The organism is Aeromonas sp. PrichA-15 (assembly GCF_017939245.1).
In the GTDB taxonomy this organism is placed as follows: domain Bacteria; phylum Pseudomonadota; class Gammaproteobacteria; order Enterobacterales; family Aeromonadaceae; genus Aeromonas; species Aeromonas caviae.
The window spans coordinates 1-26,373 of record NZ_JAGKRH010000038.1 but is presented as its reverse complement, the minus strand read 5'-3'; the positions used below and the strand labels follow the sequence as shown (position 1 = coordinate 26,373).

Below are 26,373 nucleotides of genomic sequence, written 5' to 3'. Positions count from 1 at the left end.
AATCGCAGCTTCAAGGATTACGACGACATCCTTGATGCCTGCACATCGGCCTGGAAGCACTTTATTGCCGATGTGGAGCGGGTGATGTCACTTTGTAGCCGAGATTGGATAAAACTGACCTAATGTTTAATCCGATTGGTATTATGTCAGATTTTGTACAGGGAAAACCGCTCAAAAACGGGCTCGGAAGCTAAAAATAAGGCGCCGTATGGCGCCTTTTTATCATCATGACTGAGCTGAACCCGAGTGCGCGGCACTCACTCAATCATGGCTGGCTGTGCCAGGTTGTCGGCACGCCACAGACGATAGCGCACCTCGTACTCCTGGGGCACATAGATGACGAAGGGCAGCTTGGAGTTGTAGTTCACGAAGAAGCCCTGACCGTAGATCTGGACGAAACTCTCTTTTTTCTGGCCGTCCGGGCAGGCCATCAGGGTGCTGACGGGGCCGGTGACCTGGCCCAGAGTCAGGTAGTTGTAACCCCAGCCCTTGACGCTGTGCTGTTCCAGATTGCCCGCGAAGCGGGGCAGGTTGCAGTCGACTAGCATCTTCTTGCCGACTTGCAGCTCGACCATCATGTCGGCTTCGTTCTCGACTTCCGGCAGACGGATCACGACACGTTCCTGGTTCACTTCGGCGGCGGGGAACATGCTGATATCAAATTTTTTCGGTTCGGCGGCGAAGGCATGGCCACCCAATAATAAGGCGCCCAGCAGGCTAAAACGCAACACGGTTTTCATCTGTACCTCTTGGGATTGGTTCAACGCCGCTAGACTAACCGCTCTGCCGGTTTCATGCCAGCGCTGCGGCGTGCAAAACCGCCCTGAACAGGCATCACATGACGCAATTTGATGCTTTTTTGACGGCCAGGGTCACCCTGGCGCTTCTTGCCTCGTGTCAAACAGGGGGCCGGGTGGCCCCCATGGCCAGGCTGTCACCTCACCAGCAGGACCTGTTTCGCCCAAGAGCGGGGGGCGCGCTGGGCGACGGAGCCGCTGGTGATGTCCAGGTAAGCGACGCCCTGAAGGGCCGGCACCGGGGTGGAAGACCAGAGATAGACATAGCCGTCGTTCACCTCCTTGCCATCCCCGGCCATGGCGCGGGGGAAGATGGTTTCGTTCAATGCCGGTTTGTAACAGGCGGACTCCAGAATGCTGGCGAGCTCCTTGATGGTGGGTAGGCGCCAGTCGTGATGACCACCAAAGCCATACAGGGCATGGCTCGGTTCGGTACGGATCCGTTCCGCCGTCTGCAGTGCCTGTTGCCAGTAGAGGCGGGTGGGTTCCCCCTCGCAGCTCTGGTTGCGCCAGATCTGGCCGAGCTGGCAGCGCATCCAGGTCAGACCGGTGCCCCTGTCGGTGACGGTGCCGTTGCCGTGATCCTGGAAACGGGCGGTGGGGCTGGTACGGGGCAGGGCATCGTCGCAGATGGCGATGGCCAGTGCCAGGGGGCTGCACAGGGTGAACAGCAGGGTCAGAAGATACTTGTTCATCGGGTTACCTCGGCCACCAGGCGCAGTTGCAGACCGTTGGCGTCATTGCTGTTTTGAACTGGGGTGGGATAGTCGGCACCGGCGTCCTCGCCGAGGAAGATTTGGGCGATGGCGCTCAGAGGCGCGCTCTCCAGCCGGCGGGACGGGGTCAGGGTCTGGCTCCAGTAATAGCCATCGAAGCCATTGAGTCCAGTGCCGACATCGGGGAAGTAGCGCACATCCAGGGTGACGAGCTGGCCATCCTGGCGGGCGAGGGAGCCGTAGTGCTGCAAACTCATCAGCTCACGGGCGTGGGGCAGGCGCCAGTGCGTGATGCCGCACAGTTGCTGTGCATTGAGCCACTGACGGTACTGCTCCGTGGTGCAGATGGCCTCCCCTTCGGGGCAGGCGTAATCCCGCTCCTCCTGGGTCGGGTGATAGTTGTCGAACTCCCAGGCGAAGGTGCGGTGCAGATCCCTCGGACTGTCCGGATCCGCTAGCTTCTTCTCCCAGACGAGGCCGGTATTGAGATCCTCCACGCACTCCCACTCGTCGGCATTGTCCGCCAGGGGTTGCCCCTTGCCGTCCAGCTTGCGATAGCGCAGGGGCGCCTGGCCCAGGCTCGCCTCCTGGCCTGGGTGATCCGCAGGCTCCTGGTCGAGCAGATAATCCACCCCGTCCGTGTAGGTGGTGACGCCACCTGCGGTCACCAACGCCCGGGGTTGCTGCTGCATCAGCACGGCGGCGAGTCTGGCCTGCTGGCTCAGGAGCTCGGGGCTGGCGGCAAAGTGCCGGGCGAGCTCGGGCAGCAGGGTGACCAGCCCCTGCCAGATCTGCAGGCGGCGCTCGCTGGCGGCAAAGGTGGGCAGGGTGGCCTTGTCATCTAAGGCGGCGAGGGCGCGGTTGAAGTCGCCCAGCTGCGCCAGTGCCGCCAGATCTGGGCCGGGGTGAAGGGGGGCCAGGGCGAGCAGCACGTCCGTCAGGGCCTGAGCCGGTGGCAGCCCGTCCGAGATACGCGTCTGCAGCAGGGTGCTGAGGGGGCTGGGGGTGAGGTGCTGGTTGTCCTGGCGAGCCGCCGGGTGGGCCAGGGGCAGGGCGGCGGGATCCGCCGGAATGAACAGCAGGGGAGTGGTGAGCAGATCAGGGTGGCGCCGGGTCAGGGAGTGGGCACCGGCCTCGCCGCTGACGGCGGGCTCATTGGCTTCGCAGCCGTCGTTCTGGTTCAGGTTGATGCACAGAGTGCCCGCAGCGGGCAGGCTGACCGTCAGGCGGTAGTCCGGCGCGGTCAGGGGAGCCTCGTCCGAACCGCCGCCACAGGCGCTGAGCAGGGGGGCCAGCAGGCAGACGATCGGGGTTATTCTCATGGTCATGGTGTGTCCTTGGAGGGGCCTTGGCCCCTCTCTTCTTTATATAGGGAGAGTCAGAGGCGACGCAGACGGCGCCACAGGGCCAGCGGCAGCAGCCAGAGCAGGGAGAAGGTCCCCCCGCCACTGCTGTCCGAGGTATCGAAGCGGATGATGCCGTCATCCGGCACGGGCACGGTGTTGCCGCACTGGGCGCCGGTACGCTGACTGATGCTCCACCCGTTCAGGAAACCCTGATTGCCCGGTTTGCTGCCCACCACCTCCAGGGTCCAGCGACCGGCCAGGGGTTCTCCTTCGAAGGCGCTGAAGGGTTGCAGGGACTGCAACTCGGTGGGGAAGACCCCTTTCAGGCTCGGCAGGGGGCTGTAACCCTTGTCCCAGATCTGGACCCGGGTGCCGGCGGGGGAGCTGAGCCAGATCTCCAGCTCATCCAGCGCCTCGTGCTGCAGATCCAGGCTCAGTTGCAGCCTGTCGCTCACACGGGCATCGCTCTTCTCCAGCAGCAGGCTGGTTTCGCTCAGGCCGCGCACCTCCTTGCTCTGGGCATCGTTCAGTCGCTGCGATCGACCACTGGCCCGGCTGATGACGGGGGTGCCGATGGGCAGGGTCAGGGATTGCTGCCACTGGCGCTCGGTGGGGCTGGTACCGCTCATGGCGAGATTCACCGAGAGGCTCGCCTCGTCGGCGCAGGCGAGCGGGCTCTGGGCCAGCAGGCGCAGGGTGGTGGTCATGCTGGCACCGGCGGCCAGGGTCGCTGGTTGCCAGTTGTCAGGATCGGCCTGCAACCCGGTTGGCAGGGTGAGGGCCAGCTCGTTGAGGGTCACCTCCCCCTTGCCCGGATTGCTGAGGGTCAGCTGCACCGACTGGCGCTGCCCCAGCGGGATGGCGCTCCCCTCGGCGAGGGCGATATTGACGGGAGCTTGCAGCAGCCCGTGCTGGCGAAATGCCTGCTCAAGCAGACGGGCATAGGCTCGCGTCGGGTAGAGACGGGCGGCGGTATCCACGGTGATCCGGGCCAGTTGCGGCATGCGAATGGCCGGCCCCAGGCCGAAGTGGGATTCGATGATGACGCGATCAAACTCGTCCCTGGCCGCCTCACCGTGCTCGGCCACCGCCGTCAGCAGGGCCTGGAACAGCGGGGTGCCCCAGAGCTGATCCCCGTTGCTGCCGTTGATGGTGCGGTGGGCGGGGTAGCGGTAGTCCGGATGGTAGCGGGCGCGCAGATCGTCGAGCTGGCGCGGGGTGCGGTCGGTGAAGCGGGCATCCCAGTTGAACACCATGGCGGGTTCGAACTGGCGACCGGCTTCGCTGCGCTGGCGATGACTGGCGGCCAGGTAGTCGCCAAAGCCCTCGCCAATGGCCCCCCAGTCTCCCTCTTCCCCGAGATCCGGCAGGATGTGGTGCTGCACCCCGTGGCCGAACTCGTGCCAGATGACCATGGGATCCTCGGCATCGGGCACGCCGCTGCGACCCAGCTCCAGCCTGCGTTCGAACGGATCGTAGAGGGAGTTGTCCTGATAGCCCGCGTCCGTGTCGATGTCGAGCGCCCCGGGGATGAGATCGGTGAAACCGAGCGCCTTGAGGTGGCGCTGGGCGAGATCCAGATGGTAGTAGGCGTTGATGTCCGCAAAGCCGCGATCGTCCCGGGTCAGGCGAAAACCCTGCACGTCACTGCTGCTGTAGGGGGCCGATTCGGGGGTCATGACATCCACCACCCTGGCATGGGGGCCGCTCAGGCGATACTGCCCGGCTTGCAGGCTCACCGGCAGGGGAATCGGATCCTGATAGGCGGCCTCTGCCAGTACCAGCGCGTCGTGCCAGACCAGGCTGGCGTCCTGCAGGCGGGTGCGGGGATCGGGGTCGAACACCCGGGCCTGAACCTGCATATCGCCTGCGTCGGCGACATGCAGAGGGCGGGTGGTCGCCTGATCCCCGAGACGGCCAAGCTCCTGCTCCCCGTCGCAACGGGCAAACAGCTGCACCTGGCTGGCCTTGGCATTGCCTGCCTTGTGCTCGCGCACCCGCTGGCGCAGGGCAGGCACCAGGGTATCGCCGTCTCGCCAGTACCAGGCTTCGACCGGCCCCAGCGTCTCTATCTGGTTGCCGTCGGTGCGCAGGGTGGCGAGCAGGGGATCCAGGGTGTCGCTGGCATCGCAGCCGGGCGCTGTGCTCTGCAAGGGGCGCAGGTTGTGATAGAGGCGCCAGGGGCGGCCGTCCCCGTCGACACTGACGGCGGCCTGGGTGGCGGCCACCGGCAGGCCGTTCACCAGCTGGCGAAAGCTGTAATGGTGGCCGAGCAGGCTGGCCCTGTCGTAATCGGGGGCCAGCGTCACGCCGAGGCGGCTCTCGAGCCAGGCCTGGGGCGTGATGCTCAGGGGGTGTTCATCGACAAACTGCAGATCGGCCGCCAGCAGCGGCGATGAGATCAGGGTTGCCGCCAGCCAGAGGGCCAGGGAAGAGGGTTTCATGGTTCACTCCAGAAAAAGAGGACAAGGGGTCAGTGGTTGACGCCCGCCAGGGTGAGCAGGAAGGCAAACTCCTGCGCCGCACGCAGCGCCGCCGTTCGGGGGGGCGCCCAGGTGGCCGCCGTCGAGTTCGGTGCGCAGCAGATAGGGGCCTGTTCCCGTGCTATGGGATCGCAGGCGGGCTATCCACTTGAGGGGTTCCCAGTAGGGCACCTGACTGTCGTGCAGGCCGCCCGTCACATAGACGGGGGGATAAGGGGCCTTGTGCAGGTTGTCGTAGGGGCTCAGGCGGCGCATCGCGGCATAGTCACCCGGGATGGCCGGAGTGCCCCACTCGGCGTACTCCTGCCGGGTGAGGGGCAGCTCGGGATCCTGCATGGTGCCCAGCAGATCGACGAAGGGAACTTGCAGCACGGCCCCGGCGAAACGGGTGGGCGCCTGGTTGAGTGCCGCTGCCACCAGCAGGCCGCCGGCGCTGCCGCCCATGGCAAACAGCCGGGCGGGATCGATGGCGGGATCCCGTGCCAGGGCATCGGCCACGGCGAGAAAATCATCCACGCTGTGCTGTTTGTCCCGGCCACGACCCTCCCGATACCAGGATTCGCCGAGCAGACCGCCCCCGCGCACATGGGCGATGGCGTAGACGAAGCCGCGATCCAGCAGGCTCAGCACCCGGGGCTGGTAGTAGGGGCGCATGGGGGTGCCGTAAGCCCCATAGCCGTAGAGCAGCAGTGCCCTGGGGTGGGTAATGCCCTTGCGCCAGACCAGGGAGATAGGCACCTTGACCCCGTCCTTGCCCGCGATCCAGCGTCGCTCGCTCTGATAGGGAGAAGTTTCCCTGCTCTCGGGTGTCCCCTCCCAGGCGCCGGAGGCGAGATCCAGCCAGCGCTGGTGAGGTGGCTCGGCCATCCCCTGGCGGCGAATGAGCACCTTGTCGCTGGCCGGTTCCTGGCTGCCCTGGATCCAGGCCGTGCCTGCGCCATCGGTGAGCGGCAGGCTGTGGATCAACGCACCCTTGGCATCCAGCACATCGAGCCAGTCATCCCCTTCCTTGCGGTATTGCAGCACGGTGTGCCAGGCAAAGAGGCGCCACTTCTCGAGTTCCCGGCCCTCGCCGGACCAGAGCCGTTGCCACTCTCCCTTCGCCACCAGGCTCAAGTCGGCCACCTGATAGAGGCCGAGGGCGCCGTCCCGGTTGCTCTTGAGCAGCACCCTGTCCCCCTGGGTATCCAGGTAGTACTCGAGGCCGCGCTCGCGCCCCTTGAGCAGGTCGGCCCGACCCGCGTCCAGCAGGTATTGCTCGGAGCTGTCGTGGTTGTTGCTTTGCAGCACCAGGTGGCGGCGATCCATGGTGTGATAGAGGCCGAGCAGCCAGGCGGGATCGCGCTCCTCATACACCAGGGTCTCCTTGCCATCCTGCCAGGCCAGCAGTTGCCAGGGGCGCAGGGTCTGGCGCTCGTTGGCGAGGGTGTAGAGGGTCTTGCCATCCAGACTCCAGAGCAGATCGCCGGCGCGGTGAGGCAAAGAGGCCAGTGTCTCGCCACTCGCCAGATCCAGCAGGGTGATGCGGTAGTCCCGATCTCCCCTGCGGTCTTCGGCCAGGGCAAGCAGGTGCCCGTCCGGGTGAAGGGCCCAGGCGGCGAGCTCGTAATACCCCTCGGCAGGTTGGCGGGGAGCCAGCCGCTTTCGGGGAGCGTCATTGGCGTCGCTGCGTTGCCACAGGCTGCCGTCCGCCTCCATGCGCCACTGGCTGCCAGCCTGGCTCAACCAGTCGTCCGGCACTGGTTCGCCCCGCTCCCGGCCCTGCCACTCCGTCTGCAGGCGCTGCACCAGTGGCGCCTGGCCGGCGAGCTGCTGCTCGGTCCAGCGGTTCTGCTCGCGCAGCAGCGTCAGGAGGGCGGGATCCTGGCGGCTGTCGTCACGCCAGCCACCATAGGGATCGAGACGGGCTATCTCCCCCTTCATCAGTTGCGGGCGCTCGGGGATGAGGGGCGCGACCTCCAGGGTTGCCTCAGGCAGGGGAGAGGCGGGGGCCAGCGTGGCCAGCAGGCTGGTCAGGATCAATAGGCTGTGCATCAGATCCCCACGAAGGTGTAGCGCAGGCTGGCACTCAGGGTGCGGCCGCTCTGGGTGAAGAGGGAAGCATCGGTCCCGGCTTCCAGCCCGGCCACATCCTGATAGCGGGTATAGCGGGTGTCGAACAGGTTGTCGAGCTTGAGGTTGACCTTGAGGGAGTCGGTGACCAGCCAGTCGGCCGTCAGGGCGAAACTGAGCCAGCCGGCACTTTCGAGGCAGTCCCCCTGGCGGCCGGTCAGGCTGTTGCCGCAGGTGGGCACCCGGTTCATGGCGGCGGCATAGTCCGCCTGAATGCCCAGACTCCACTCATTGGCCTGATAGCTCAGACGGGTGTTGCCCTCGAGGGGCGTCAGGGTGCGCAGCGCTTCACCTTTGTTGTCCTCGCCATCGACCCAGCCGAGCTTGGTGGCGAGCTCCCACTCCTGGGTCAGCCAGTAGCTGGCGGCGAGTTCGGCCCCCCAGGTTTCGGCCTTGGCGACGTTGCGATATTGGCGCAGGATGACGCCATCGCTCAGGCGCAGCCCCACCTCGCGCCAGTCGATGAAGTTGTAGTAACGGTTGTAGAAGAGCGCTGGCTTGATGCTCCAGTTGTCCCCCTCGCCACTCAGCCCCCACTCGATGCTGTGGCTGGTTTCCTCCTTGAGCCCTGTGTTGGCGATGATCTCGAAGGGCGGCAGAGCAAAGTAGTGGGGGATGTTGCCGTACACCTTGTCGTAGGAAGGCGCTCGGAACCCGTTGGCATAGCTGAGCCAGCTGCGCCACTGGTCGTTGAAGCGGTAGCTGGTGGCCAGGCTCGGGGAGAGGTGCCAGCTGTGGTTGCTGTCGTGGCTGCCGTCCAGCGGCGTGAGCCACTGGTGATCCATGCGCAGGGTGGGGGTGAACTGCCACTGGCCCAGGCTGGCCACGTCGCCGAGCCAGACTCCGGCCCTGTCGGTACGGGCGCGGCTGAAGGGGGCGGACTGGCCGGGTTGGGGAATGCCGGCCTCCAGACTCAGCTTCTCCACCGGCCGCTCGTGGGTGGTGCGCTCCAGCTCGATGCCGTAACTGAGCTGATGGGAGATATGCCCGGTGGCGAGATCCCGGCGCACATCCAGCTCGGTACCGATCCTGTCTTCGGTGAAGGTGGCGAGTTCCCGTTCGCTGCGATAGCGCGGATAACCGCTCAGCAGATCGTTTTGCAGCAGGCTGCGCTTGTTGGCGGTGTTTTTCGAGTGATTGCCGTAGGCACTCCAGGTGAAGCTGTCGGCCAGTATTGTGTCGAGGTTGCTCGCCTCCCAGGCCAGCTTTCCCCCCTGGGTGCGTTGGCTGCCCTGCTCGTGGTACTGGCGCACCTGCCACTTGCCATCGGGCTGGGGCACTTCGCGCGGCCCCTGATCCCGCTCGGCGTTGTCTTCGAAGTAGTCGAGTTCGAGGCGCAGCAGATGATGTTCGTTCAGCTGGATGCGAGAGCTGGTGGAGGCGCTGAGGCCATCCAGATCCGCCTGGATGCGGCTCTCGTCGTAGTTGGCGGTCTCATGTCCCTGCCAGCCGGAGAGGCGCAGCAGGTGTTCGGTATCCCGTATCCGGGCGGCGCCGGTGGCGCTCAGCTTCTGCTTGTCACTGCTGCCATCGTGCAGCACCTTGCTGCTGAGATAGGCATCCTGGCCCTGAAGGTAATCTTCCGGCTGCTTGGTGCTGATGACGATGGTGCCGCCGATGGCATCGGAGCCATGGAGGGAGGAACCGGCTCCCTTGGCCACCTCTATCTGTTTGACGTCGTCGAGATCGAAGCTGAAACGGCCCACCTTGTCGTTGAGGTCGTCGGCGCCAAAACCGTCGCTGACCCGCACCCCGTCCTTGATGATGAGCACCCGGTTGCCGCCCATGCCGCGGATGATGATGTTCTGGGGGCGGCCGGCGGAGCCGGTCACCGAGACGCCGGGTTCGTTCTTGAACACATCGGTGAGTTCGGTGGCAACCTGGCGATCCAGATCCTCCTCCGTGATGACGGTGATGGAACCCGACACGTCGGAGAGCTTCTGCTCGATGCGCTGTCCCTTGACCACGATGGTTTCGCGCCCCTTGAGTTCGGGGGGCATGTCCGTTGTGTCGACCCCGGCGGGATCGCTGGCAGCCAGCGCCGTACCGGACAGCAGCATGGGCCAGTAGTGAAGAAGTCGAATTTTCATATTTGAGAATAATTATTATTTAAGCCTGAGGGCGCGGATTATTGCAGAGGGAGTCAAGCAGATCAATAAATGACAATCATTATCATTTTGTTTTTATGATATTGATCGAATTGAATTTTTTGAGAGTTAAATCAGTAAGGTGGTGGCATACGTTTGCGAATGACGCCATGAGAAACAGGAGGACGGGTGTGGTGCGGGCAAGAAAAAGCCCGCCATAGGGGCGGGCTCAAGGAGGTGGGCTGGCGCAGATCAGGGGGCGCGATAGAAGCGATTGAGCTCGTTCATCACCTGGATCAGGGTGCCCATGTCCGGGGTGCCGTGCTTGATGGGGCGATAGGTGTCGCGGTCCAGCAGCTCGAAGTCCCCCTGCTTGTTGAACTGGGTGATGGTGTTGCCCTGATAGATGGCGAAGTCATTCTGATCCCCCGCCAGCAGCCAGGTGCGCGTACTGGCTTCGAACAGGTTGCGCCCCGTGCTGTAGTCACGATAGGGGTTGCGTACACCCAGCATGTTCTTCATCAGGGTAGGTACCAGATCCAGGTGGCTGCTCGCCTGCGCCTGGGGCGCAGGTTCGGCACCAGGCCAGGCCAGCACCAGAGGGACCTGCACCTGATAGGTCGAGTAATTGCTGCCATAGCCCCAGCTGTTGCTCTGGGTCTCGTTGAACTCCTGACCGTGGTTGGAGGTGATCACGACGATGGTCTGATCATCAAGCCCCTGCAATTGCAGTTGGGTCAGCATCTGCTCCAGCAGTTGATCGGTATAGAAGACTGCGTTCTTGTAGCGGTTCTCCAGCTTCTGCAGGTTCTCGGGCCGATAGGCAGTGGCCGGGTTGAAGCGGGTCAACTCGGGCTGGAAGGGGCCCTTGATGCTGGCTGGCACCTGATAATCCCCCGGGCTAGAGAGATAGACCAAAGAGAACCAGGGTCTGTCCGCGGTGCGCGTGCCAAGCCACTGCTGCCAGTCATCGATGAGCCTTCGGTCATCGGTCTGGCGGGAGACGAAGACCTGCTTGCGCAGACCCGCAAGCAGACTTTGGCGATACTGCTTGGCATCTTCCAGTGCACCGAACAGGCCGAACTGGTAGTCCTGGCGCAGCATCTCGTCGAACAGCACAGGGGGGCGCTTGTCGGCCCGGATGTCCCCGTAATAGTGGCCGGGCAGCCCGTAGAAGAGGCTGAACATCCCCATGGCTTCATCATTGCCACCACTCATGTGCTGGCGGAAATTGAAGTGGTTGTCCGCGTAGCGTTGCAGATTGGGCATGTTGATGTTGTTGAGCATGTCGGCTCGCAGGGAGTCGACCACCACCACCAGCAGGTTCTTGTGATCGCTGGGTGCGCTCACGCTGAGGGGGCGCAAGGGATAGAGCAGACGGTGCTCAGCGCTTCCCTGATCTTCGGCCTTCTTCTCATACTGCTCGAGGTCGAGCCAGCCATGCTTGGCCAGGAAGCTCCTGGCGGTCATGGGGTAGGAGAGGGGGAAGTTGGCGCGCTGCATGGTGATGGGTTGATACAGGGTCGCATCCGCCCAGCTGTTGACCAGATGGGTCAGGATGAAGCAGACCAGCAGGGCCAGCCCCACCTGATTACCATACTGGCGGCGTTTGCGCTTGTTGATCTTGCGCCACACATAGGCCGACAGCAGCAGTTGCAGCAGGAAGATGGCGGGCACCGCCACGAAGATGATGCTCCAGATAGAGCCCTCTTCGGTCTGCGCCTGATCCAGCAGCAGTTGCCACACCTGGCCATTCAAGTGGAACTTGAACAGCTGGAACACCTGGGTGTCGATAAGCAGCAGCACCAGCGCCAGGGTGGCGATGATGGATGAAATGAAGCGCAGCGTCTTCTCCCTGGGCAGGATGAAGCTCAAGGGGAAGATGGTCAGCAGATAGGTGACGAAGCTCAGGAACGAGAAATGACCTATCCAGCTGATGACGAGATAGGTCACGCCGAGCGTGGTCGATGGCCAGCTGATGGCGCCCAGGTAACGGGTCGAGATCAGCATGGCCAGGATGATGTTGAAGAAGGAGAACCAATGCCCCCAGGTGATCAGGCGAGAGACATTATCGCGATAGGGGTTGCCGGTTTCGACCATAATGATCCATCTGCTTGAAAAACATCAAAGAATGCGAAGAAACTCAGTGCGCATCGTGGCGATGGCCCACCGAGGCGGTGAGTGCCTGGATGAACTTCTCGGTGATCGCCTGGCGCTGGGCCGGGGCCATGCCGTTGATGATGTTGGTGGTCAGGTTGCCAAGGACCATCAGACTGAGATCCACCGGTGCCTTGTGTTTCTCCAGGGCGGTGATCAGGTCGTTCATCAGGGCGTCAAACTGCTCGTTATTGTACTTTGATACGATGGGCATAATCTTGGGTTCACCTCGGTTCAAAGCGCCTTATAATACTTCACCCTTTCGGCTAACACTATGGCTTTGTGACATGAGTCTCGATATCGACAAGATCATTCTTCACTCCCTGCGGGCGGGCAACGATGGCCAGCCCCACGCCGATACCCGCAGCCAGACCCTGCCTGCCGACGAGGCGGTACAAGGGCTGATGGCGGAGCTGCATCGCATCTACAACGGCAAGGGGGGAAAGGGCTTTGGCTTCTTCGCCGATCCCGAGGCCGCCGTCGCCGAGCTGGCGGAGGGGGAAGACGCCCCCAAGCAGCCTTCCCCCGCCTTTCGCATCGCCCTGGAGCAGCTGCTGGCGGAGCAGACCGAGTTCGTCCCCTTTTCCGTCAACCTGACCCAGATGCTGGTCAAGCAGCTGGTGGAGCATGCCCTGGACGAGCAGGGGGTGTTGCTGATTGCCAAGTACAACTATGTGGGGGTGGATTACCTGATGATCGCCCTGCTGGAAGGCAAGGAGAGCGTCACCGTGAGCGAGGCGCTGGAGCTGCGCCACATCCAGTACCTGGATATCGGCAAACTCAATCTGGTGGCCCGCATCGATCTCACCGAGTGGAAAACCCAAGGGGATTCGCGTCGTTATATCACCTTCAGCAAGGGCCGGGTCGGTCGCAAGCTGGGGGATTTCTTCATGGATCTGCTGGGGGCCCGGGAGGGCATGGATGTCAAGATCCAGAACAAGGGGTTGCTGCAGGCGGTGGACGATTACTGCGACAGCCGCCAGCTCGAACCGGCCGAGCGCAATGACTACAAGAAGCAGGTCTTCAAATATTGCACCGAGCAGGCCAGCGCCGGCGAGGAGATCGAGATCAAGGAGCTGTCGGCGGAATTGCCCGGTGATGGGGACCTCGATTTTTACAGCTTCATCGGTCAGGAGTACGAGCTGGAGGAGCGCTTCCCGGCGGACCGTTCCACCCTGCGGGGCTTGACCAAGTTTGTGGGCTCCGGTGGCGGCCTGACTCTGAGCTTCGAGCAGAAGTTGCTCAACAGCCGGGTCTTTTATGATCCCCAGACCGACACCCTGACCATCAGGGGAGTCCCGCCCAATCTCAAGGATCAATTGCTGCGCCAGTCGTAATGTGATCCAGCCGTCATTTCTTGCAAAAAGGCACCGGAGTCCGCTCCGGTGCCTTTTTATTTAAGGGGGTGATGTAGATGGAAACCACCTCAGTACTTTTGTTAACACATTGAACAAAATATCGGGAATGAAAGGGTTTTCAGTGGGGTGAAATCCCTTTCAATGACGTAAATTGATTTCCTTTCTGTAATTTAATTTCCATATCTTGGCAAAAATATGGGGATATCCCTGCCTAAGTCGCTGAAATAAGAAAATGTTTTCATAACTTTCTGGAAGAAAATACGTAATTGCATTTCAAAAATGCGAGGCGTGTCATGTGAGGCATTGACTGCTTGGGGTAATATTCATCTGCACACAATGCTCTTACAGCGCGGAACTAATACAAGGAAAGGCTCATGAAAAAGAAATTGCTGTCATCCCTGATCGGTCTGGCTACCCTGGGCGTGGCCTGCTCTGCCACTGCTGCCATTGATGAAGGTCAGCTGACCATCTGGATCAACGGTGACAAGGGCTACAACGGCCTGGCCGAAGTCGGCAAGAAGTTTGAAGCCGAAACCGGCATCAAGGTCACCGTCGCCCACCCGGATCAGGTTGAAGTCAAATTCCAGCAAGCCGCCGCCACCGGCAACGGCCCGGACATCTTCTTCTGGGCTCACGACCGTTACGGTGAGTGGGTCAAGTCCGGTCTGCTGGTTCCCGTGACCCCGAATACCGCCACCAAGGCCAAGTTCGAGCAATTCGCCTGGGATGCCATGACCGTCGATGGCAAGACCTATGGCTACCCGGTCGCGGTAGAAGCCGTCAGCCTGATTTACAACAAGGATCTGTTGCCCAACCCGCCGAAGACCTTCGAAGAGATCGCCAAGATCGACGAAGACCTGAAGAAAAATGGCAAGCGCGCCATCATGTGGGCCTATGACACCCCCTACTTCAGCTACCCCCTGGTGGCTGCCAACGGTGGTTACGCCTTCAAGAAGACCGCCACCGGCTATGACGTCAAAGACACCGGCGTGAACAACGCAGGTGCCAAGGCCGGCGTCGGCTACATCTCCGAGATGATCAAATCCGGTCACCTGGAGAAGGGCATTGACTACGGTGTGATGGACGCCAAGTTCAACAAGGGCGAAGTGGCCATGATGATCAACGGTCCCTGGGCCTGGAGCAACCTGGACAAGAGCGGCATCAAGTATGGCGTAGCCCAGCTGCCGACCCTGAAAGGCAAGCCCGCCAAGGCCTTCGTTGGCGTACTGGGTGCCACCATCAACGCCGCCAGCCCGAACAAGGATCTGGCCATCGAGTTCCTCGAGAACTACCTGCTGACCGATGCCGGTCTGGCGCCGATGAACGCCGACAAGCCGCTGGGTGCCGTGGCCCTGAAGTCCTTCCAGAAGACCCTGGAAGCCGACCCCAACATCAAGGCCACCATGCTGAACGCCCAGAACGGCGAACCGATGCCGTCCGTGCCCGAGATGAGCCGTTTCTGGTCCTCCTTCGAAACCGCCCTCAAGAACGTCACCTCTGGCCGTCAGGGTGTTGACGAAGCCCTGGATACCGCTGCCAAGCGTATCGTCCAGTAAGCATGCACTACCCGGGAGGCCTTCGGGCCTCCCACTCTCTCAATCTCTCTTGGCGCAATAAAGGTTAATTGGCATGGAAGTAGTACCTTCTATCGAATCCTATGCCGGTCCGAAGAAAGACAAGTACGTCTGGCTGAAATGGACCATGGCGGCACTGATCGCAGTGCTTAATGGTTATGCGGCCGTGATGATGTATGCCAGCGGCGAGTGGGTATTTGCCCTGCTCGATCTGGTGGTCGTCTCCGTCGGTCTCTATGTCTTCATGAACAAGAAGACCTATGCCCACCGTTATATTTTCCCCGGTGTGGCAGGCATGGTTGTTTTTATCATCTTCCCTCTTGCCTACACGATCGGCATCGCCTTCACCAACTATTCGGGATCCAACTTGCTCTCCCTTGAGCAGGCACGGGATTACCATCTGAAAAAAACCTACAAGGTGACCGGCGGTGAATTCGATTTCACCCTCCTGGGTGGTGAGAACAATCAGTTTCAGCTGCTGCTGAAACAGGACGACCAATCCTTTATCAGTCAACCCCTTACCTTGCTGAACAACAAGGCGCGTACCCTGGCCGTCCGTGAAGGACGGGTCCGTGACGAGCCCCAGGTTGTTCAGTTGCAACCCCTGGCCGGGGAGGCGACCGACAAGGCGGCACCCATTCGTGCCATCGTCGATCACCGCACCCACCTGAGTGCCCTGGATGTGGTACTGCCCGAAGGCAATATCCATCTGACCCTGAGCAGCCTGCGCAAGTTCGCCGCCCAGAAACAGCTCTATACCCAGCTGGTCGACGGCGCCGTGCTCAAGTCCGGCGTCATGATCAAGGACAGCAACCTGCTGCGTGACAACCAGAGCGGCGAGCTGATGCAGCCCAACGGTGACACCGGCTTCTACCAGTACATCGATGCGGAAGGTCACTTCGTCGGCAAGGGCATTGCCCCCGGTTTCGTGGTGAGCGTGGGTTGGAAAAACTTCATGCGCATCATGACGGACCCGGGTATCCAGAGTCCCTTCATGCAGATCTTCGTCTGGACCGTGATCTTCTCCGCCTGTTCGGTGGCGTTCACCCTGGCGATTGGCATGGTGTTGGCGTGTCTGGTGCAGTGGGAGCAGCTCAGGGGGCGTGGTTTCTACCGGGTCATGCTGATCCTGCCCTATGCGATACCGGCGTTCATCTCCATCCTGGTGTTCAAGGGCTTGTTCAACCAGAACTTCGGTGAAATCAACCTGTTCCTGGAAGCGGCCTTCGGCATCAAGCCGGACTGGTACACCAATCCCTTCCTGGCCAAGGTGATGATCCTCATCGTCAACACCTGGCTCGGTTACCCCTACATGATGATCCTCTGCATGGGCCTGCTCAAGGCGATTCCGGAAGATCTCTACGAGGCGTCTGCCATGGACGGGGCGGGGCCGGTACAGAACTTCTTCAAGATCACCGTACCGCTCTTGATGAAGCCGCTGACACCGCTGTTGATTGCATCCTTTGCCTTCAACTTCAACAACTTCGTACTTATCCAGTTGTTGACGAACGGGGCGCCGGACATCATCGGGGCCACCACGCCGGCCGGGACCACCGACTTGCTGGTGAGCTACACCTACCGGATCGCGTTCCAGGGCTCGGGTGGTCAGGACTACGGTCTGGCCAGTGCCATCGCCACCGCCATCTTCCTCATCGTGGGTGCGCTGGCCTTGCTCAACCTGAAATTGTCCAAAGCCGACAAGCAACTGTAAGGAGGCTTCAACATGGCAATCGTACAACCCAAATCAGTCAAATACCGGGTGTGGGCAACCCACCTGGTGATGTGGGGCTTCCTGGCACTGATCATCTTCCCGCTGATCATGGTCATCGCCATCTCGTTCCGTAACGGCAACTTCTCGGTGGGGGAGATCATCCCCACCAATCCGACCCTGGATCACTGGAAGCTGGCGCTCGGAATGTCCATCACCAACGCCGATGGCAGCATCACGCCGCCGCCGTTCCCGGTGCTGACCTGGCTGTGGAACTCCATCAAGGTGGCGGGCATCACCGCCCTGATGATAGTGGTGCTCTCCACCACCTGTGCCTACGCCTTCGCCCGTCTGCGGTTCCGTGGCAAGTCCACCATCCTGCAGGGCATGCTGATCTTCCAGATGTTCCCGGCGGTGCTGGCACTGGTGGCCATCTACGCGCTCTTCAACAAGATCGGTGACTACATCCCCTGGCTGGGTCTCAACACCCACGGCGGCCTGATCCTGGCCTACATGGGGGGCATCGCCCTGCACGTCTGGACCATCAAGGGCTACTTCGAGACCATCGACTCCTCCCTGGAGGAGGCGGCGGCCATCGATGGCGCTACTCCGTGGCAGGCGTTCCGCCTGATCCTGTTGCCCCTGTCGGTGCCCATTCTGGCGGTGGTGTTCATCCTGGCCTTCATCGGCTCCATCACCGAGGTGCCCATGGCCTCCATCCTGTTGCAGGATGTGAACAATCTGACCCTGGCGGTCGGGGCTCAGCAGTACCTCTATCCGCAGAACTACCTGTGGGGTGACTTCGCCGCAGCCGCCGTGCTGTCAGGCTTCCCCATCACGGTCGTCTTCCTGCTCGCCCAGCGCTGGCTGGTGGGTGGTCTGACCGCAGGCGGCGTGAAAGGTTAACGGTTCATGGCCGGGGGAGCTGGCTCCCCCCGTCATCACGATTTGCAAAGATTCAAGAGCGGAGCTCGATATGGCTGAAGTAGTACTCAACAACGTTCGCAAAAATTACGACCCGGCTGTCCACAAGGACACCCTGCGCAGCATCAACCTGGACATCAAGGAAGGGGAGTTCATCGTCTTCGTCGGCCCGTCCGGCTGCGGCAAGTCCACCTTGCTGCGGATGATCGCGGGTCTGGAAGACATCACCAGCGGCGAGCTGACCATCGGCGGGCGCTACATGAACGACGTGCCTCCGGTGGAGCGCAACGTCGGCATGGTGTTCCAGTCCTACGCCCTCTACCCGCACATGAATATCTACGAGAACATGGCTTTTGGCCTCAAGCTCAAGAAGATGGACAAGGAGAACATCCACAAGCGGGTGATGCGCGCCGCCGAGATCCTGGGTCTCGAGCCGCTGCTGGACAGAAAGCCCAAGGCCCTTTCTGGCGGTCAGCGTCAGCGGGTGGCCATCGGCCGCTCCATCGTGCAGCAGCCGCAGGTGTTCCTGTTTGACGAACCGCTGTCGAACCTCGACGCCGCCTTGCGGGTCAAGATGCGCATCGAGATCGCCAAGCTGCACAAGGAGCTCAACTCTACCATCATCTACGTGACCCACGACCAGGTGGAGGCCATGACGCTGGCCAACCGCATCGTGGTGCTGAGCCCGCTCAAGGGCGAGGCGGCCACCAACCTGGAGCAGTTCGGCACCCCCCTCGAGCTCTACCACAACCCGGACAACAAGTTCGTGGCAGGCTTCATCGGCTCCCCCAAGATGAACTTCCTGGCGGGCGAGCTGGTGGAGATCGGCGAGCAGGAGTGCGTGGTCAAGCTCACCTCCGGCGATACCGTGCGTGCCCGGGTGGATGCCCGTCGCGGCGCGGTGGGCGACAAGGTGGAGCTGGGCATTCGCCCCGAGCACCTGGTGCCGCTGGGTCATGCCCATGCCGACAGCCGCGTGAGCGGCGTGGTGCAGGTAGCCGAACACCTGGGGGCAGAATCCTTCGTCTACATGGACGTGGATGGTCACGACTTCACCGTCAAGGCGAGCTCCGACATCGACGTGGCCACCGGCCAGGAGTACAGCGTCGGCATCCCGGCCGAAGCCTGCTACCTGTTCGATGCCAAAGAGCAGGCGTTCCCGCGCACGGCCAAATATATCCGCGCCTGAGAGGGCGAGAGTGCCAGGTTTTCCTTTCTATACGTTCAATGCCTTTTGCCGGTCGCAAGACCGGCTTTTTATTGCCCGTCATCCGAAGCCCGGGTTCCGGCCAGCGGGGGCGGCTGGCCGGAACCCGTCACTGCCCGTGCTTGTCTGACTCGAGGGCGGCGGTGACGTCCGGCACGAAGTGCTGGCTGGTGAGCGGCGGGCGCTCATACCCTTCGGTCTTGATGGGAGGCAGGGTGATGGGCTCGTAGTGGATCGCCTCGTAGGGCACCTTGCCAAGGAGGTGGGAGATGCAGTTGAGGCGGGCGCGGCGCTTGTCGTCGGCGTCCACCACGAACCAGGGGCAATCCTCGGTATCCGTGTAGGTGAACATGTCATCCTTGGCGCGGGAGTATTCCACCCAGCGGGAGCGGGATTGCAGATCCATGGGGCTGAATTTCCAGCGCTTGATGGGAGTATTGATGCGCTCCTTGAAGCGTTTCTCCTGCTCTTCGTCGCTGACCGAGAACCAGTATTTGATGAGGGTGATGCCGGAGCGGATCAACATCCGCTCGAATTCGGGGCAGGCGCGCAGGAATTCGCGATACTCGTCGTCGCTGCAAAAGCCCATCACCCGTTCGACCCCGGCCCGGTTGTACCAAGAGCGGTCAAACAGCACCATCTCGCCCGCCGAGGGCAGGTGCGCCACGTAGCGCTGGAAGTACCACTGGGTGCGCTCCCGATCCGAGGGGGCGGGCAGGGCGGTGACCCGGCAGACCCGGGGGTTGAGGGGCTCGGTGATCGCCTTGATGACGCCCCCCTTGCCCGCGGCGTCGCGCCCCTCGAACAGCACCACCACTTTGAGCCCCTCCTGCTTGACCCACTCCTGCAACTTGACCAGCTCCTCCTGCAGGTGGGCGAGGTGATGTTCGTAGGTCTTCTTGTCCAGGCGGGGGCGTTTCTTGCTCTTTTCCTTGGCCATCATCCTCTCCTTGGTGACTCCTCGTTGTGAGTCTCTCCAGCTTGCACCAGGCGGGCACCCCTGCCAAGGGTGGCGTGTTACACTGCCGCCTCATCAGCCGCTGGCAACAGAAAAACAGGAAAGCCAGTTTCATCGCCGCTGGCAACAGGAGAAAACATGAAGCAGTTTATGGAGATAGCGGGCCGCCGCATGGCCTATCAGGACGAGGGGCAGGGTCCGGCACTGCTCTTTGGCCACAGCTACCTGTGGGACAGTGCCATGTGGGCACCGCAAATCGAGGCCCTTAAGGAGCATTATCGCTGCATCGTGCCCGAGCTTTGGGGTCACGGAGATTCCGATGTGCTGCCCGAGGGGCCCTGCACCCTGGCGACCCTGGCCCGGGATCACCTGGCGCTGCTCGATGCCCTCGGCATCGACGAGTGCGTGCTGGTGGGGCTCTCCATCGGTGGAATGTGGGGCGTGGAGCTGGCGCGCATGGCGCCTGCTCGCCTCAAGGGCCTGGTGCTGATGGACAGCTTCGTCGGCCTTGAACCCCAGATCACCTGCGAGCGCTATCTCGGCATGCTGGCGATGATCGAGCAGGTCGGCGCCGTTCCTGCGCCCATCGCCGATCAGGTGGCGCCGCTCTTCTTCGCCCATCAACCGGACGCGGCCCTGATGGCCGGTTTCAAGGCCCGGCTGGCCCAATGGCCCGCCGACAAGGTGGCGAGCCTGGTGGCGGTGGGGCGCAGCTTCGTGACCCGGGAGGATCGCATCGACTGGCTCGAAGAGATGAGGCTGCCCGCACTGGTGATGACGGGGTGCGAGGACAAGGCTCGCCCTGTGCTGGAGGGGTATCTGATGGCCGAGGTGCTGGGGTGCCCGTTCAGGGAGATCCCGGGGGCTGGTCACATCTCGACCTTGGAGAACCCCGCGTTCATCAACCAGGCGCTCGCCGAATTTCTCGCCGAAGTGGCAGGGTGACGCTGCGCCGGATAGCCGTAAAAAAGGAGCCATGGGCTCCTTTTTTGTTGTCCAGTCCGGATGGGGCTACCAGATGTAGCCCACCCCGAAGCCTGCATAGAGTTCTCCCTGATGCTGGACGATGGGGCTGTCCGCGATGTCGTCGTCGTAGCGTTCGTAGTTGATGCCAAAGCCGCCAATCCAGTTGGCGCTGAAGCGATAGCTGCCGATGAGGGAGACCATGGGGGAGAGGGTGGTGCCCGTGTTCCACGCCGGCCTGTCCGCCCTCGTTTCGTCTTGCGAGACACCGCCGAAGTAGTAGTTGGCGAGATTGTGGCTGCGCAGCATGACGCCAGCTCCCGGCATCAGCAGCAGGGGGCCGCGGATGATGGGGAAGTTGGCCCACAGCATCAGCTCCTGACCGTTGCTGGTGCCGGTCACATCCGTGGTGGCCCGCACGCTCCAGAGGGCGTAGGGAGTGATGAGATCGGCCCCAACACCGGCCTCGAACTGCCCCTTGCGCTTCTCCATGCCATGGAGGAAGGGATCGTCGTCCGGGTCCAGGTTGCCAAAGCGCATCCGGCCGAAGGCATAGGTGGAGAGGTTGCCATCCCGGCTGAGGTAGTAGCGGGCCCGATCCCCCAGATACATCAGGTTGTCACCAAAATAGAGGGCCCCCGGGATGGGCATCAGGGTGTCGTCCTGGTGCTGGTAACGGGCCTGACCGCCGATGACGGCCCCGCCCAGCACCAGCCCCTTGGGAATGGGGCTGTCAGGGCTGTCGCTGGAGAAGGCGCTGAGGGCCCCGATATCGAGGTCTGCCCGGACGGGAGAACAGAACAGCAGTGCCAGAAAGGCACCCAGAGAGGCATGGCGCAGGGCAGGGACTGGGGACATGACAGATCCTTGTCGGTGGGTGGGCGTGGGAACGAATCAGACCGGCGTAGCAAGTCAAACGGATGTCGGTTTTCAATTAAACCCGACAAGGCAAGCATGAGCCAGCGTCACGGAGGTGCTGCTGGTGGCCGGTATCTGGAAGGGGCGAGACCCAGCCTCGCCCCTTGCCAGGGTCAGGGGGCGGGGCGGGGGAGATCTTCCCGCTTGGGCCAGGCGTTGAGCACCGCTTTGACCAGGGTGGCGAGGGGAATGGCGAAGAAGACGCCCCAAAAGCCCCACAGACCGCCAAACACCAGCACGGCGATGATGATGGCCACCGGGTGCAGGTTGACCGCCTCGGAGAAGAGCAGGGGGACCAGCAGGTTGCCGTCAAGGGCCTGGATCACGAAATAGGCCACCATCAGCCATGCGAAGTCGGGGGTCAGCCCCCACTGGAACAGGGCCACCATGGCCACCGGCACGGTCACCGCGGCGGCACCGATATAGGGGATGAGCACGGAGAAGCCCACCGCGACCGCCAGCAGGGCGGAGTAGCGCAATCCCATCAGGGCGAAGGGCACATAAGTGGCGATGCCGACGATGACGATCTCGATCACCTTGCCGCGGATGTAGTTGATGATCTGGTCGTTCATCTCCACCCAGACCCGGTTCACCAGGGTGCGGTTGCGGGGCAGGAAGCGGCGCAGGCCTCCCATCAGCACCTGTTTGTCCTTGAGCATGAAGAAGACCATCAGGGGCACCAGGATGGCGTAGATGAGGATGGCCACCACGTTGATGAGGGAGCTCAAAGAGGCGCTCACCAGTTGTTCGCCGCCGGTCAGGATGCGCTGGCGAATGTTGTCGATGATGGTTTCCACCAGGCTGACGTCGATGATCTCGGGGTATTTTTCCGGCAGGGTGCGGACATAGTCCTGGGCATGGGCCAGCATGGCGGGGGCCTCCTTGGCCAGGTTGACCCCCTGGCTCACCAGCGTCGGGATGAGGCCCAGCAGCATCAGGGTCGTCACCGTGATGAACAACAGCAGGACCAGGCTGGTAGCGACGGTGCGAGAAAGGCCGCCTCGTTGCAGGCGACTCACCGGCCACTCCAGCAGATAGGCCATCACCAGGGCCACCAGCAGCGGTGCCAGCAGATCCCCAAACAGCCAGAGCACGGCAAAGCAGAAGACCAGCAGCAGGAAGAGGGTGACGGCATCGGGGTCGGAAAAACGGGTCTGATACCAGCGCTTCAATACATCTAACATCGAGGCTTCCTTGAATGGCGGCTCACGGGGTGGGTGGCATGGGCTCGGGGGCGAGCAGGGCGTCCCGAGGGGGACGGGCAACGACGAGCAGCAGGGAGAGGCGGGCAGCTGACTCTTCCCGGGTCTGGACATGGTGACCCTGACGGCGCAGATAGGCGGGAATGTCCTGCCGGGAGCCTGCATCCCCGAGCTGGATGCACACGGATTGACCGGGCCGGGCCTGGCGCAACCAGAGCTTGAGCCGGATGAGGGGCTCGGGACAACGCCAGGGGGTCAGGTCGAGCTGTTCCATGAGAACTCCATCTCGTGCGTGGCGGTCATTATGGCCGTGATGAGAGGATGAAACAACGCTTGTGGGCCTTGAATGGCAAGGGTATTCTGCCGATGCCCGCTGGGGTCTGATTGGAGATAGAGATAACGTGGCACGTTTTTCCCCCCTGATAGCATCGCTTCCCCTGTTGGTCACCCTGATGGGGGCGACCTTCCACGCCCAGGGGAGCAACCAGTTGCCCGACATCGGTACCGCCGGGGTCGCCGCACTGCCCATCGAGCAGGAGGTGCGCTATGGCAACGCCTTCATGCGTTTTGCCCGGGCGGGCCTGCCCATCATCGATGACCCCGTGCTCAACGAATACATCGACGATCTGGGCCAGCGGCTGCTGACCAATGCCGACGGGGTGCGCTTCCCGTTCACCTTCTTCCTCATCAATGATCCCAGCATCAACGCGGCGGCCTTCCTCGGTGGCCGGGTCAAGGTGCACACCGGCCTCTTCCTTTACGCCGAGAGCGAGAGCGAGCTGGCCTCGGTACTGGCCCACGAAATCACCCACGTGACCCAGCGTCACATCGCCCGTTACATGGAGGCACAGGCGAGCAGCTCCGCCATGACCCTGGCCGGCCTGGTGGGCTCCATTGCACTCGCGGTGATCAACCCCACCGCTGGCATCGCGGCCTTGCAGACCACGCTTGGTTTGTCGATACAGTCGGCCATCAACTACACCCGGGACAACGAATACGAGGCGGATCGCATCGGCATGAAGACGCTGTATGACGCCGGGTTCGATCCCATGGGCATGGCCAACTTCTTCCAGAAGCTGGCGGCGGAGTACCGCTATGCCAGCAAGCCGCCGGAGATGCTGCTGACTCACCCCCTGCCGGAGACCCGGATCAGCGAAGCCCGTGCCCGGGCCGGGAGCTATGGCGCGCGCGCCCTGCCGCCGAGCCTGGACTTCTGGCTGGCCAAGGTGCGCATCCAGGTGCGCTATGGCACCGAGACGCCCCAGGCGCTGCTCACCTACTTCGACAGCCGCCTGCAGAAGGGGGATTACCCCCTCAAGGATGCCGCCATCTATGGCAAGGCGCTGGCCCTGTTGCAGCTCAAGCGCACCGACGAGGCCGACACCCTGATGCAGGAGCTGGCGACTCGTCACCCGGAGGATCTCTTCGTGGTGGATGCCCTGACCGACATCGATCTCGCCAAGGGGCGCAGCGCCCAGGCCATCGCCAGACTGGAGCGCTTCCGCACCCGGATGCCGGACAACGAGGTGGTGGTGGTGAACCTCGGCAACGCCTATCTGGAGGGGGGCAACTACAAGAAGTCCATCGCCATCCTGGACCCTTATGCCCGGGAGCACGACGAGAACAGCCTGGCCTGGAGCCTGCTGTCGGACGCCTACCGCAAGGCGGGCAGAATGACGGACCTGCACATGGCGCGGGCTGAGACCCTCTCCCTGCGCGGGGACTACCAGGCGGCCATCGACGAACTGATCGTGGCCCGGGGCACCACCAGCGACAAGCTGACCCTGGCCCGCATCGAGGCGCGCATCACCCAGCTGGAGCGGGCCAAGAAGGATCTGGACAGCCTCAAGGGCTGAGGCCGGAGCGGGTTGATGGCAGGCGGTGTGCTCCTTTGGGGGCACCCCGCCTTGTTTTGCAGGCTAAAATAGGGCCTTTCATCGGTTTCAACGCATCTTGATGATGAAGACATGAATGTGATGGATGGCTCTGCTATTGGGCGCTCGCTAGGCGGCGTTTTATCTCGCCTATCTTCTGCTCGTCCAGCTCCCCCACCAGGGTCTCCAGCAGCGTGCCCCTGGCATCGAGCAGATAGCTGGTGGGCAGCGCCCCGGGCCTTGGGAACGGGAGGCGGGCGTCGTCATCCGGGATCATCAGGGGAACCCTGATGGCGTGGCGCCGTGCTAGCTCGGTCAGTTCGGTGGGGGAGGCGGGGTCATAGTTGATGGCGATCACCCGGATCTGGCCTTCCTGGTGCAATGTTGCCAGCAGGGGCATCTCCCGCAGGCAGGGGGCGCACCAGGGAGCGAAGTAGTTGACCAGCAGCGGTTTGCCACCGAGATCCGCGAGGCTGACCTTCTTTCCCGCGCCGTCGGTGAAGTCGGGTGCCGGGCTGCAGGCCCCCAGCAGGGTTGCCACAATCAGCCAACAGATCCGTTTCATTTCCATAGCCTTCCTGCTTACCCTGACCATCCGTTTCCCCTACAATAGCGCCATTTCTTGTCCCATCTTGCGATTAATCAGGGAGTTATCATGAGCGAGACCCAAATCTACCACAATCCGCGCTGCTCCAAGAGCCGTGAAACCCTGGCCTTGCTGGAACAGCACGGGGTCGCCCCCGAGGTGGTGCTCTATCTGGAGCAGGCCCCGAGCGAGGCACAGATCCGCACCCTCCTGAGTCAGCTTGGCTTCACGGATCCCCGACAGCTGATGCGCACCAAGGAAGATCTCTACAAGGAGCTGGGGCTCGGCGAGGTGAGCGGCGATGATCTCATTCGTGCCATGCACCAGCACCCCAAGCTCATCGAGCGCCCCATCGTCATCAAGAACGGGCAGGCCCGCATCGGTCGTCCGCCCGAGCAGGTGCTGGAGATCCTCAAGTGAGCACCCGCTTCGCTCGCCTGCTGACCCTGGCCGGTTTTTTCGGCCTGCTGGCCTGGGTGCTGCTCTGGCACCTCTGGCTCTCGCCCCACCCGGATCTCGCCCCCTGGCTGTTGCCGGTGATCTGGACGGTGCCGCTGCTCTTCCCCCTCAAGGGCATAGTGCAGGGCAATCCCTACACCCACGCCTGGGGCAACTTCGTGCTGATGCCCTACTTCCTGCACGCCCTGACCCTGATCACCACGGATGAGGGGGAGCGGTGGCTGGCGGTGGTGGAGCTGGTGCTCACCACCCTGGCGTTTGTGGGCACCATCTATTATGCCCGCCTGCGCGGCCGCGAGCTGGGGCTGAGTATCCGCAAGAAGAAAGATTGAGCGCCACCCTGTCCGCCTGCTGGCGGGCAGGGAATGTGTCTGAAACCGACGCAAGCCAGCGAATGGCATCTGGCGGTATCGCCCCGAAGTGGCTTGCTTATCTCCTTGATTAATTTATGGATATTGATCGCTGATTGGCAGGGAAGCGCCTCTGTTGACAGATCTGCCACCCGGCTTGCCAGCCTCAGTCAGCCCCTGTTATGCAAAAATGGGTATGCTTGTGTTTTCAACAGACTCGAGTGATCCATATGACAATCCTGCGTTCCCCCCTGTTGCACAAGACCCTGCTGGCCCTGACCGTCTCCCTCTCCGTCAGCTCCCTCGCCGATGCCTGTACCCGCGCCGTCTATCAGGGGGAGGGAGCGCTGGTGGTGACCGGTCGTACCATGGACTTGCGCAGCGCCATGCCGACCAATCTCTGGGCGCTGCCCCGTGGCATCGCGCGGGAAGGGGAGGCCGGTGCGCACTCCATCTTAAATGCGAAAGGGGACTCCCTCCGACGTAGGTGGGAGGGGAATTTCGCCGGGGCGTCAGCCCCGCTGGTTTTGAATGTATTGCTTGATCACCTCCAACGGTGCTCCGCCGCAAGAGCCCGCAAAGTAAGAGCGTGAC

The 26,373-nt window shown here is 62.4% G+C and carries 22 protein-coding genes and 2 pseudogenes; 10 read left to right on the top strand and 14 right to left on the bottom strand.

Features of this window, described 5'->3' with window-relative positions:
* Positions 1–123, top strand: a pseudogene (locus J9889_RS24030) (IS630 family transposase); the annotation flags it as partial.
* A 134-nt stretch (positions 124–257) separates the two neighbouring features.
* On the opposite strand, the gene eco reads toward J9889_RS24030, so the two are convergent.
* The 8 genes and pseudogenes from eco to J9889_RS07255 all read right to left on the bottom strand — a co-directional run bounded on the left by eco (position 258) and on the right by J9889_RS07255 (position 11,912).
* Positions 258–740 (bottom strand): serine protease inhibitor ecotin, encoded by a 483-nt coding sequence (gene eco, locus J9889_RS07290; protein ID WP_010674240.1) that lies wholly within the window; start codon positions 738–740, stop codon positions 258–260.
* Positions 741–934: 194 nt separating this feature from the next.
* Positions 935–1,492, bottom strand: a complete 558-nt coding sequence (locus J9889_RS07285) for a DUF1566 domain-containing protein (RefSeq protein ID WP_210556218.1) — start codon at positions 1,490–1,492, stop codon at positions 935–937.
* Positions 1,489–2,841, bottom strand: a complete 1,353-nt coding sequence (locus J9889_RS07280) for a DUF1566 domain-containing protein (RefSeq protein WP_210556216.1) — start codon at positions 2,839–2,841, stop codon at positions 1,489–1,491. The genes J9889_RS07285 and J9889_RS07280 overlap by 4 nt, the downstream gene beginning before the upstream one ends.
* Before the next feature lie 50 nt (positions 2,842–2,891).
* On the bottom strand, positions 2,892–5,303 hold the full coding sequence (locus J9889_RS07275; RefSeq protein WP_210556214.1) for a proprotein convertase P-domain-containing protein: 2,412 nt from the start codon (positions 5,301–5,303) through the stop codon (positions 2,892–2,894).
* A gap of 29 nt (positions 5,304–5,332) precedes the next feature.
* Positions 5,333–7,376 (bottom strand): annotated as a pseudogene (locus J9889_RS07270) (prolyl oligopeptidase family serine peptidase).
* Entirely contained in the window at positions 7,376–9,544 is a 2,169-nt protein-coding gene (locus tag J9889_RS07265; protein ID WP_210556212.1) for a TonB-dependent hemoglobin/transferrin/lactoferrin family receptor, read from the bottom strand. The pseudogene J9889_RS07270 and the gene J9889_RS07265 overlap by 1 nt, the downstream one beginning before the upstream one ends.
* A 249-nt stretch (positions 9,545–9,793) precedes the next feature.
* Positions 9,794–11,641: a DUF3413 domain-containing protein gene (locus J9889_RS07260; RefSeq protein ID WP_210556209.1), complete on the bottom strand. Its 1,848-nt coding sequence runs from the start codon at positions 11,639–11,641 to the stop codon at positions 9,794–9,796.
* A 43-nt stretch (positions 11,642–11,684) separates the two neighbouring features.
* Complete coding sequence (locus J9889_RS07255; RefSeq protein ID WP_039038627.1) at positions 11,685–11,912, bottom strand: YejL family protein; 228 nt, start codon at positions 11,910–11,912, stop codon at positions 11,685–11,687.
* Positions 11,913–11,985: 73 nt separating this feature from the next.
* Here J9889_RS07255 and yejK point away from each other — a divergent pair, with 73 nt between their 5' ends.
* The 5 genes from yejK (at position 11,986) to ugpC (ending at position 18,451) form a co-directional block, all read left to right on the top strand.
* The gene (gene yejK / locus J9889_RS07250; protein WP_210556207.1) at positions 11,986–13,035 is read left to right on the top strand and encodes a nucleoid-associated protein YejK; all 1,050 of its coding nucleotides are present in this window, start codon (positions 11,986–11,988) and stop codon (positions 13,033–13,035) included.
* Between the two features lie 395 nt (positions 13,036–13,430).
* Positions 13,431–14,612 carry a maltose/maltodextrin ABC transporter substrate-binding protein MalE gene (gene malE, locus J9889_RS07245; RefSeq protein ID WP_102948252.1) on the top strand — a complete coding sequence of 394 codons (1,182 nt, stop codon included), beginning with the start codon at positions 13,431–13,433 and terminating at the stop codon, positions 14,610–14,612.
* A 73-nt stretch (positions 14,613–14,685) separates the two neighbouring features.
* A complete protein-coding gene (malF, locus tag J9889_RS07240) occupies positions 14,686–16,341 on the top strand; it encodes a maltose ABC transporter permease MalF (protein WP_049637099.1) in 1,656 nt (551 codons plus the stop codon).
* A 12-nt stretch (positions 16,342–16,353) separates the two neighbouring features.
* Entirely contained in the window at positions 16,354–17,244 is an 891-nt protein-coding gene (malG, locus tag J9889_RS07235) for a maltose ABC transporter permease MalG (protein WP_010674251.1), read from the top strand.
* Positions 17,245–17,314: 70 nt separating this feature from the next.
* Entirely contained in the window at positions 17,315–18,451 is a 1,137-nt protein-coding gene (gene ugpC, locus J9889_RS07230; RefSeq protein WP_010674252.1) for a sn-glycerol-3-phosphate ABC transporter ATP-binding protein UgpC, read from the top strand.
* Positions 18,452–18,578: 127 nt separating this feature from the next.
* Here the strand turns inward: ugpC and ppk2 are convergent, their stop codons facing one another.
* The gene (ppk2, locus tag J9889_RS07225) at positions 18,579–19,409 is read right to left on the bottom strand and encodes a polyphosphate kinase 2 (protein WP_010674253.1); all 831 of its coding nucleotides are present in this window, start codon (positions 19,407–19,409) and stop codon (positions 18,579–18,581) included.
* A gap of 156 nt (positions 19,410–19,565) precedes the next feature.
* Here ppk2 and J9889_RS07220 point away from each other — a divergent pair, with 156 nt between their 5' ends.
* Positions 19,566–20,372, top strand: a complete 807-nt coding sequence (locus J9889_RS07220; protein WP_160838280.1) for an alpha/beta fold hydrolase — start codon at positions 19,566–19,568, stop codon at positions 20,370–20,372.
* A gap of 66 nt (positions 20,373–20,438) precedes the next feature.
* On the opposite strand, the gene J9889_RS07215 is transcribed toward J9889_RS07220, so the two are convergent.
* From J9889_RS07215 to J9889_RS07205, 3 genes are all read right to left on the bottom strand, one after another.
* Entirely contained in the window at positions 20,439–21,248 is an 810-nt protein-coding gene (locus tag J9889_RS07215) for a MipA/OmpV family protein (protein WP_234925476.1), read from the bottom strand.
* Positions 21,249–21,421: 173 nt separating this feature from the next.
* On the bottom strand, positions 21,422–22,492 hold the full coding sequence (locus J9889_RS07210) for an AI-2E family transporter (RefSeq protein ID WP_029314318.1): 1,071 nt from the start codon (positions 22,490–22,492) through the stop codon (positions 21,422–21,424).
* Between the two features lie 22 nt (positions 22,493–22,514).
* A complete protein-coding gene (locus J9889_RS07205) occupies positions 22,515–22,784 on the bottom strand; it encodes a sulfurtransferase TusA family protein (RefSeq protein WP_042880621.1) in 270 nt (89 codons plus the stop codon).
* Positions 22,785–22,911: 127 nt separating this feature from the next.
* Here J9889_RS07205 and J9889_RS07200 point away from each other — a divergent pair, with 127 nt between their 5' ends.
* On the top strand, positions 22,912–24,366 hold the full coding sequence (locus J9889_RS07200; RefSeq protein ID WP_349237006.1) for a M48 family metalloprotease: 1,455 nt from the start codon (positions 22,912–22,914) through the stop codon (positions 24,364–24,366).
* A gap of 133 nt (positions 24,367–24,499) precedes the next feature.
* Here J9889_RS07200 and J9889_RS07195 read toward each other — a convergent pair whose 3' ends face one another.
* Positions 24,500–24,979, bottom strand: a complete 480-nt coding sequence (locus J9889_RS07195; RefSeq protein WP_111897012.1) for a TlpA disulfide reductase family protein — start codon at positions 24,977–24,979, stop codon at positions 24,500–24,502.
* A 60-nt stretch (positions 24,980–25,039) separates the two neighbouring features.
* Between J9889_RS07195 and arsC the strand changes: the two genes are divergently transcribed.
* The gene (gene arsC / locus J9889_RS07190) at positions 25,040–25,390 is read left to right on the top strand and encodes an arsenate reductase (glutaredoxin) (protein ID WP_010674260.1); all 351 of its coding nucleotides are present in this window, start codon (positions 25,040–25,042) and stop codon (positions 25,388–25,390) included.
* On the top strand, positions 25,387–25,761 hold the full coding sequence (locus J9889_RS07185; protein WP_052815666.1) for a DUF2069 domain-containing protein: 375 nt from the start codon (positions 25,387–25,389) through the stop codon (positions 25,759–25,761). Before arsC ends, J9889_RS07185 begins: the two co-directional genes overlap by 4 nt.
* Positions 25,762–26,291: 530 nt before the next feature.
* On the opposite strand, the gene J9889_RS07175 is transcribed toward J9889_RS07185, so the two are convergent.
* The coding region (locus J9889_RS07175; protein WP_202904331.1) for a transposase at positions 26,292–26,373 on the bottom strand (82 nt) is incomplete at its 5' end.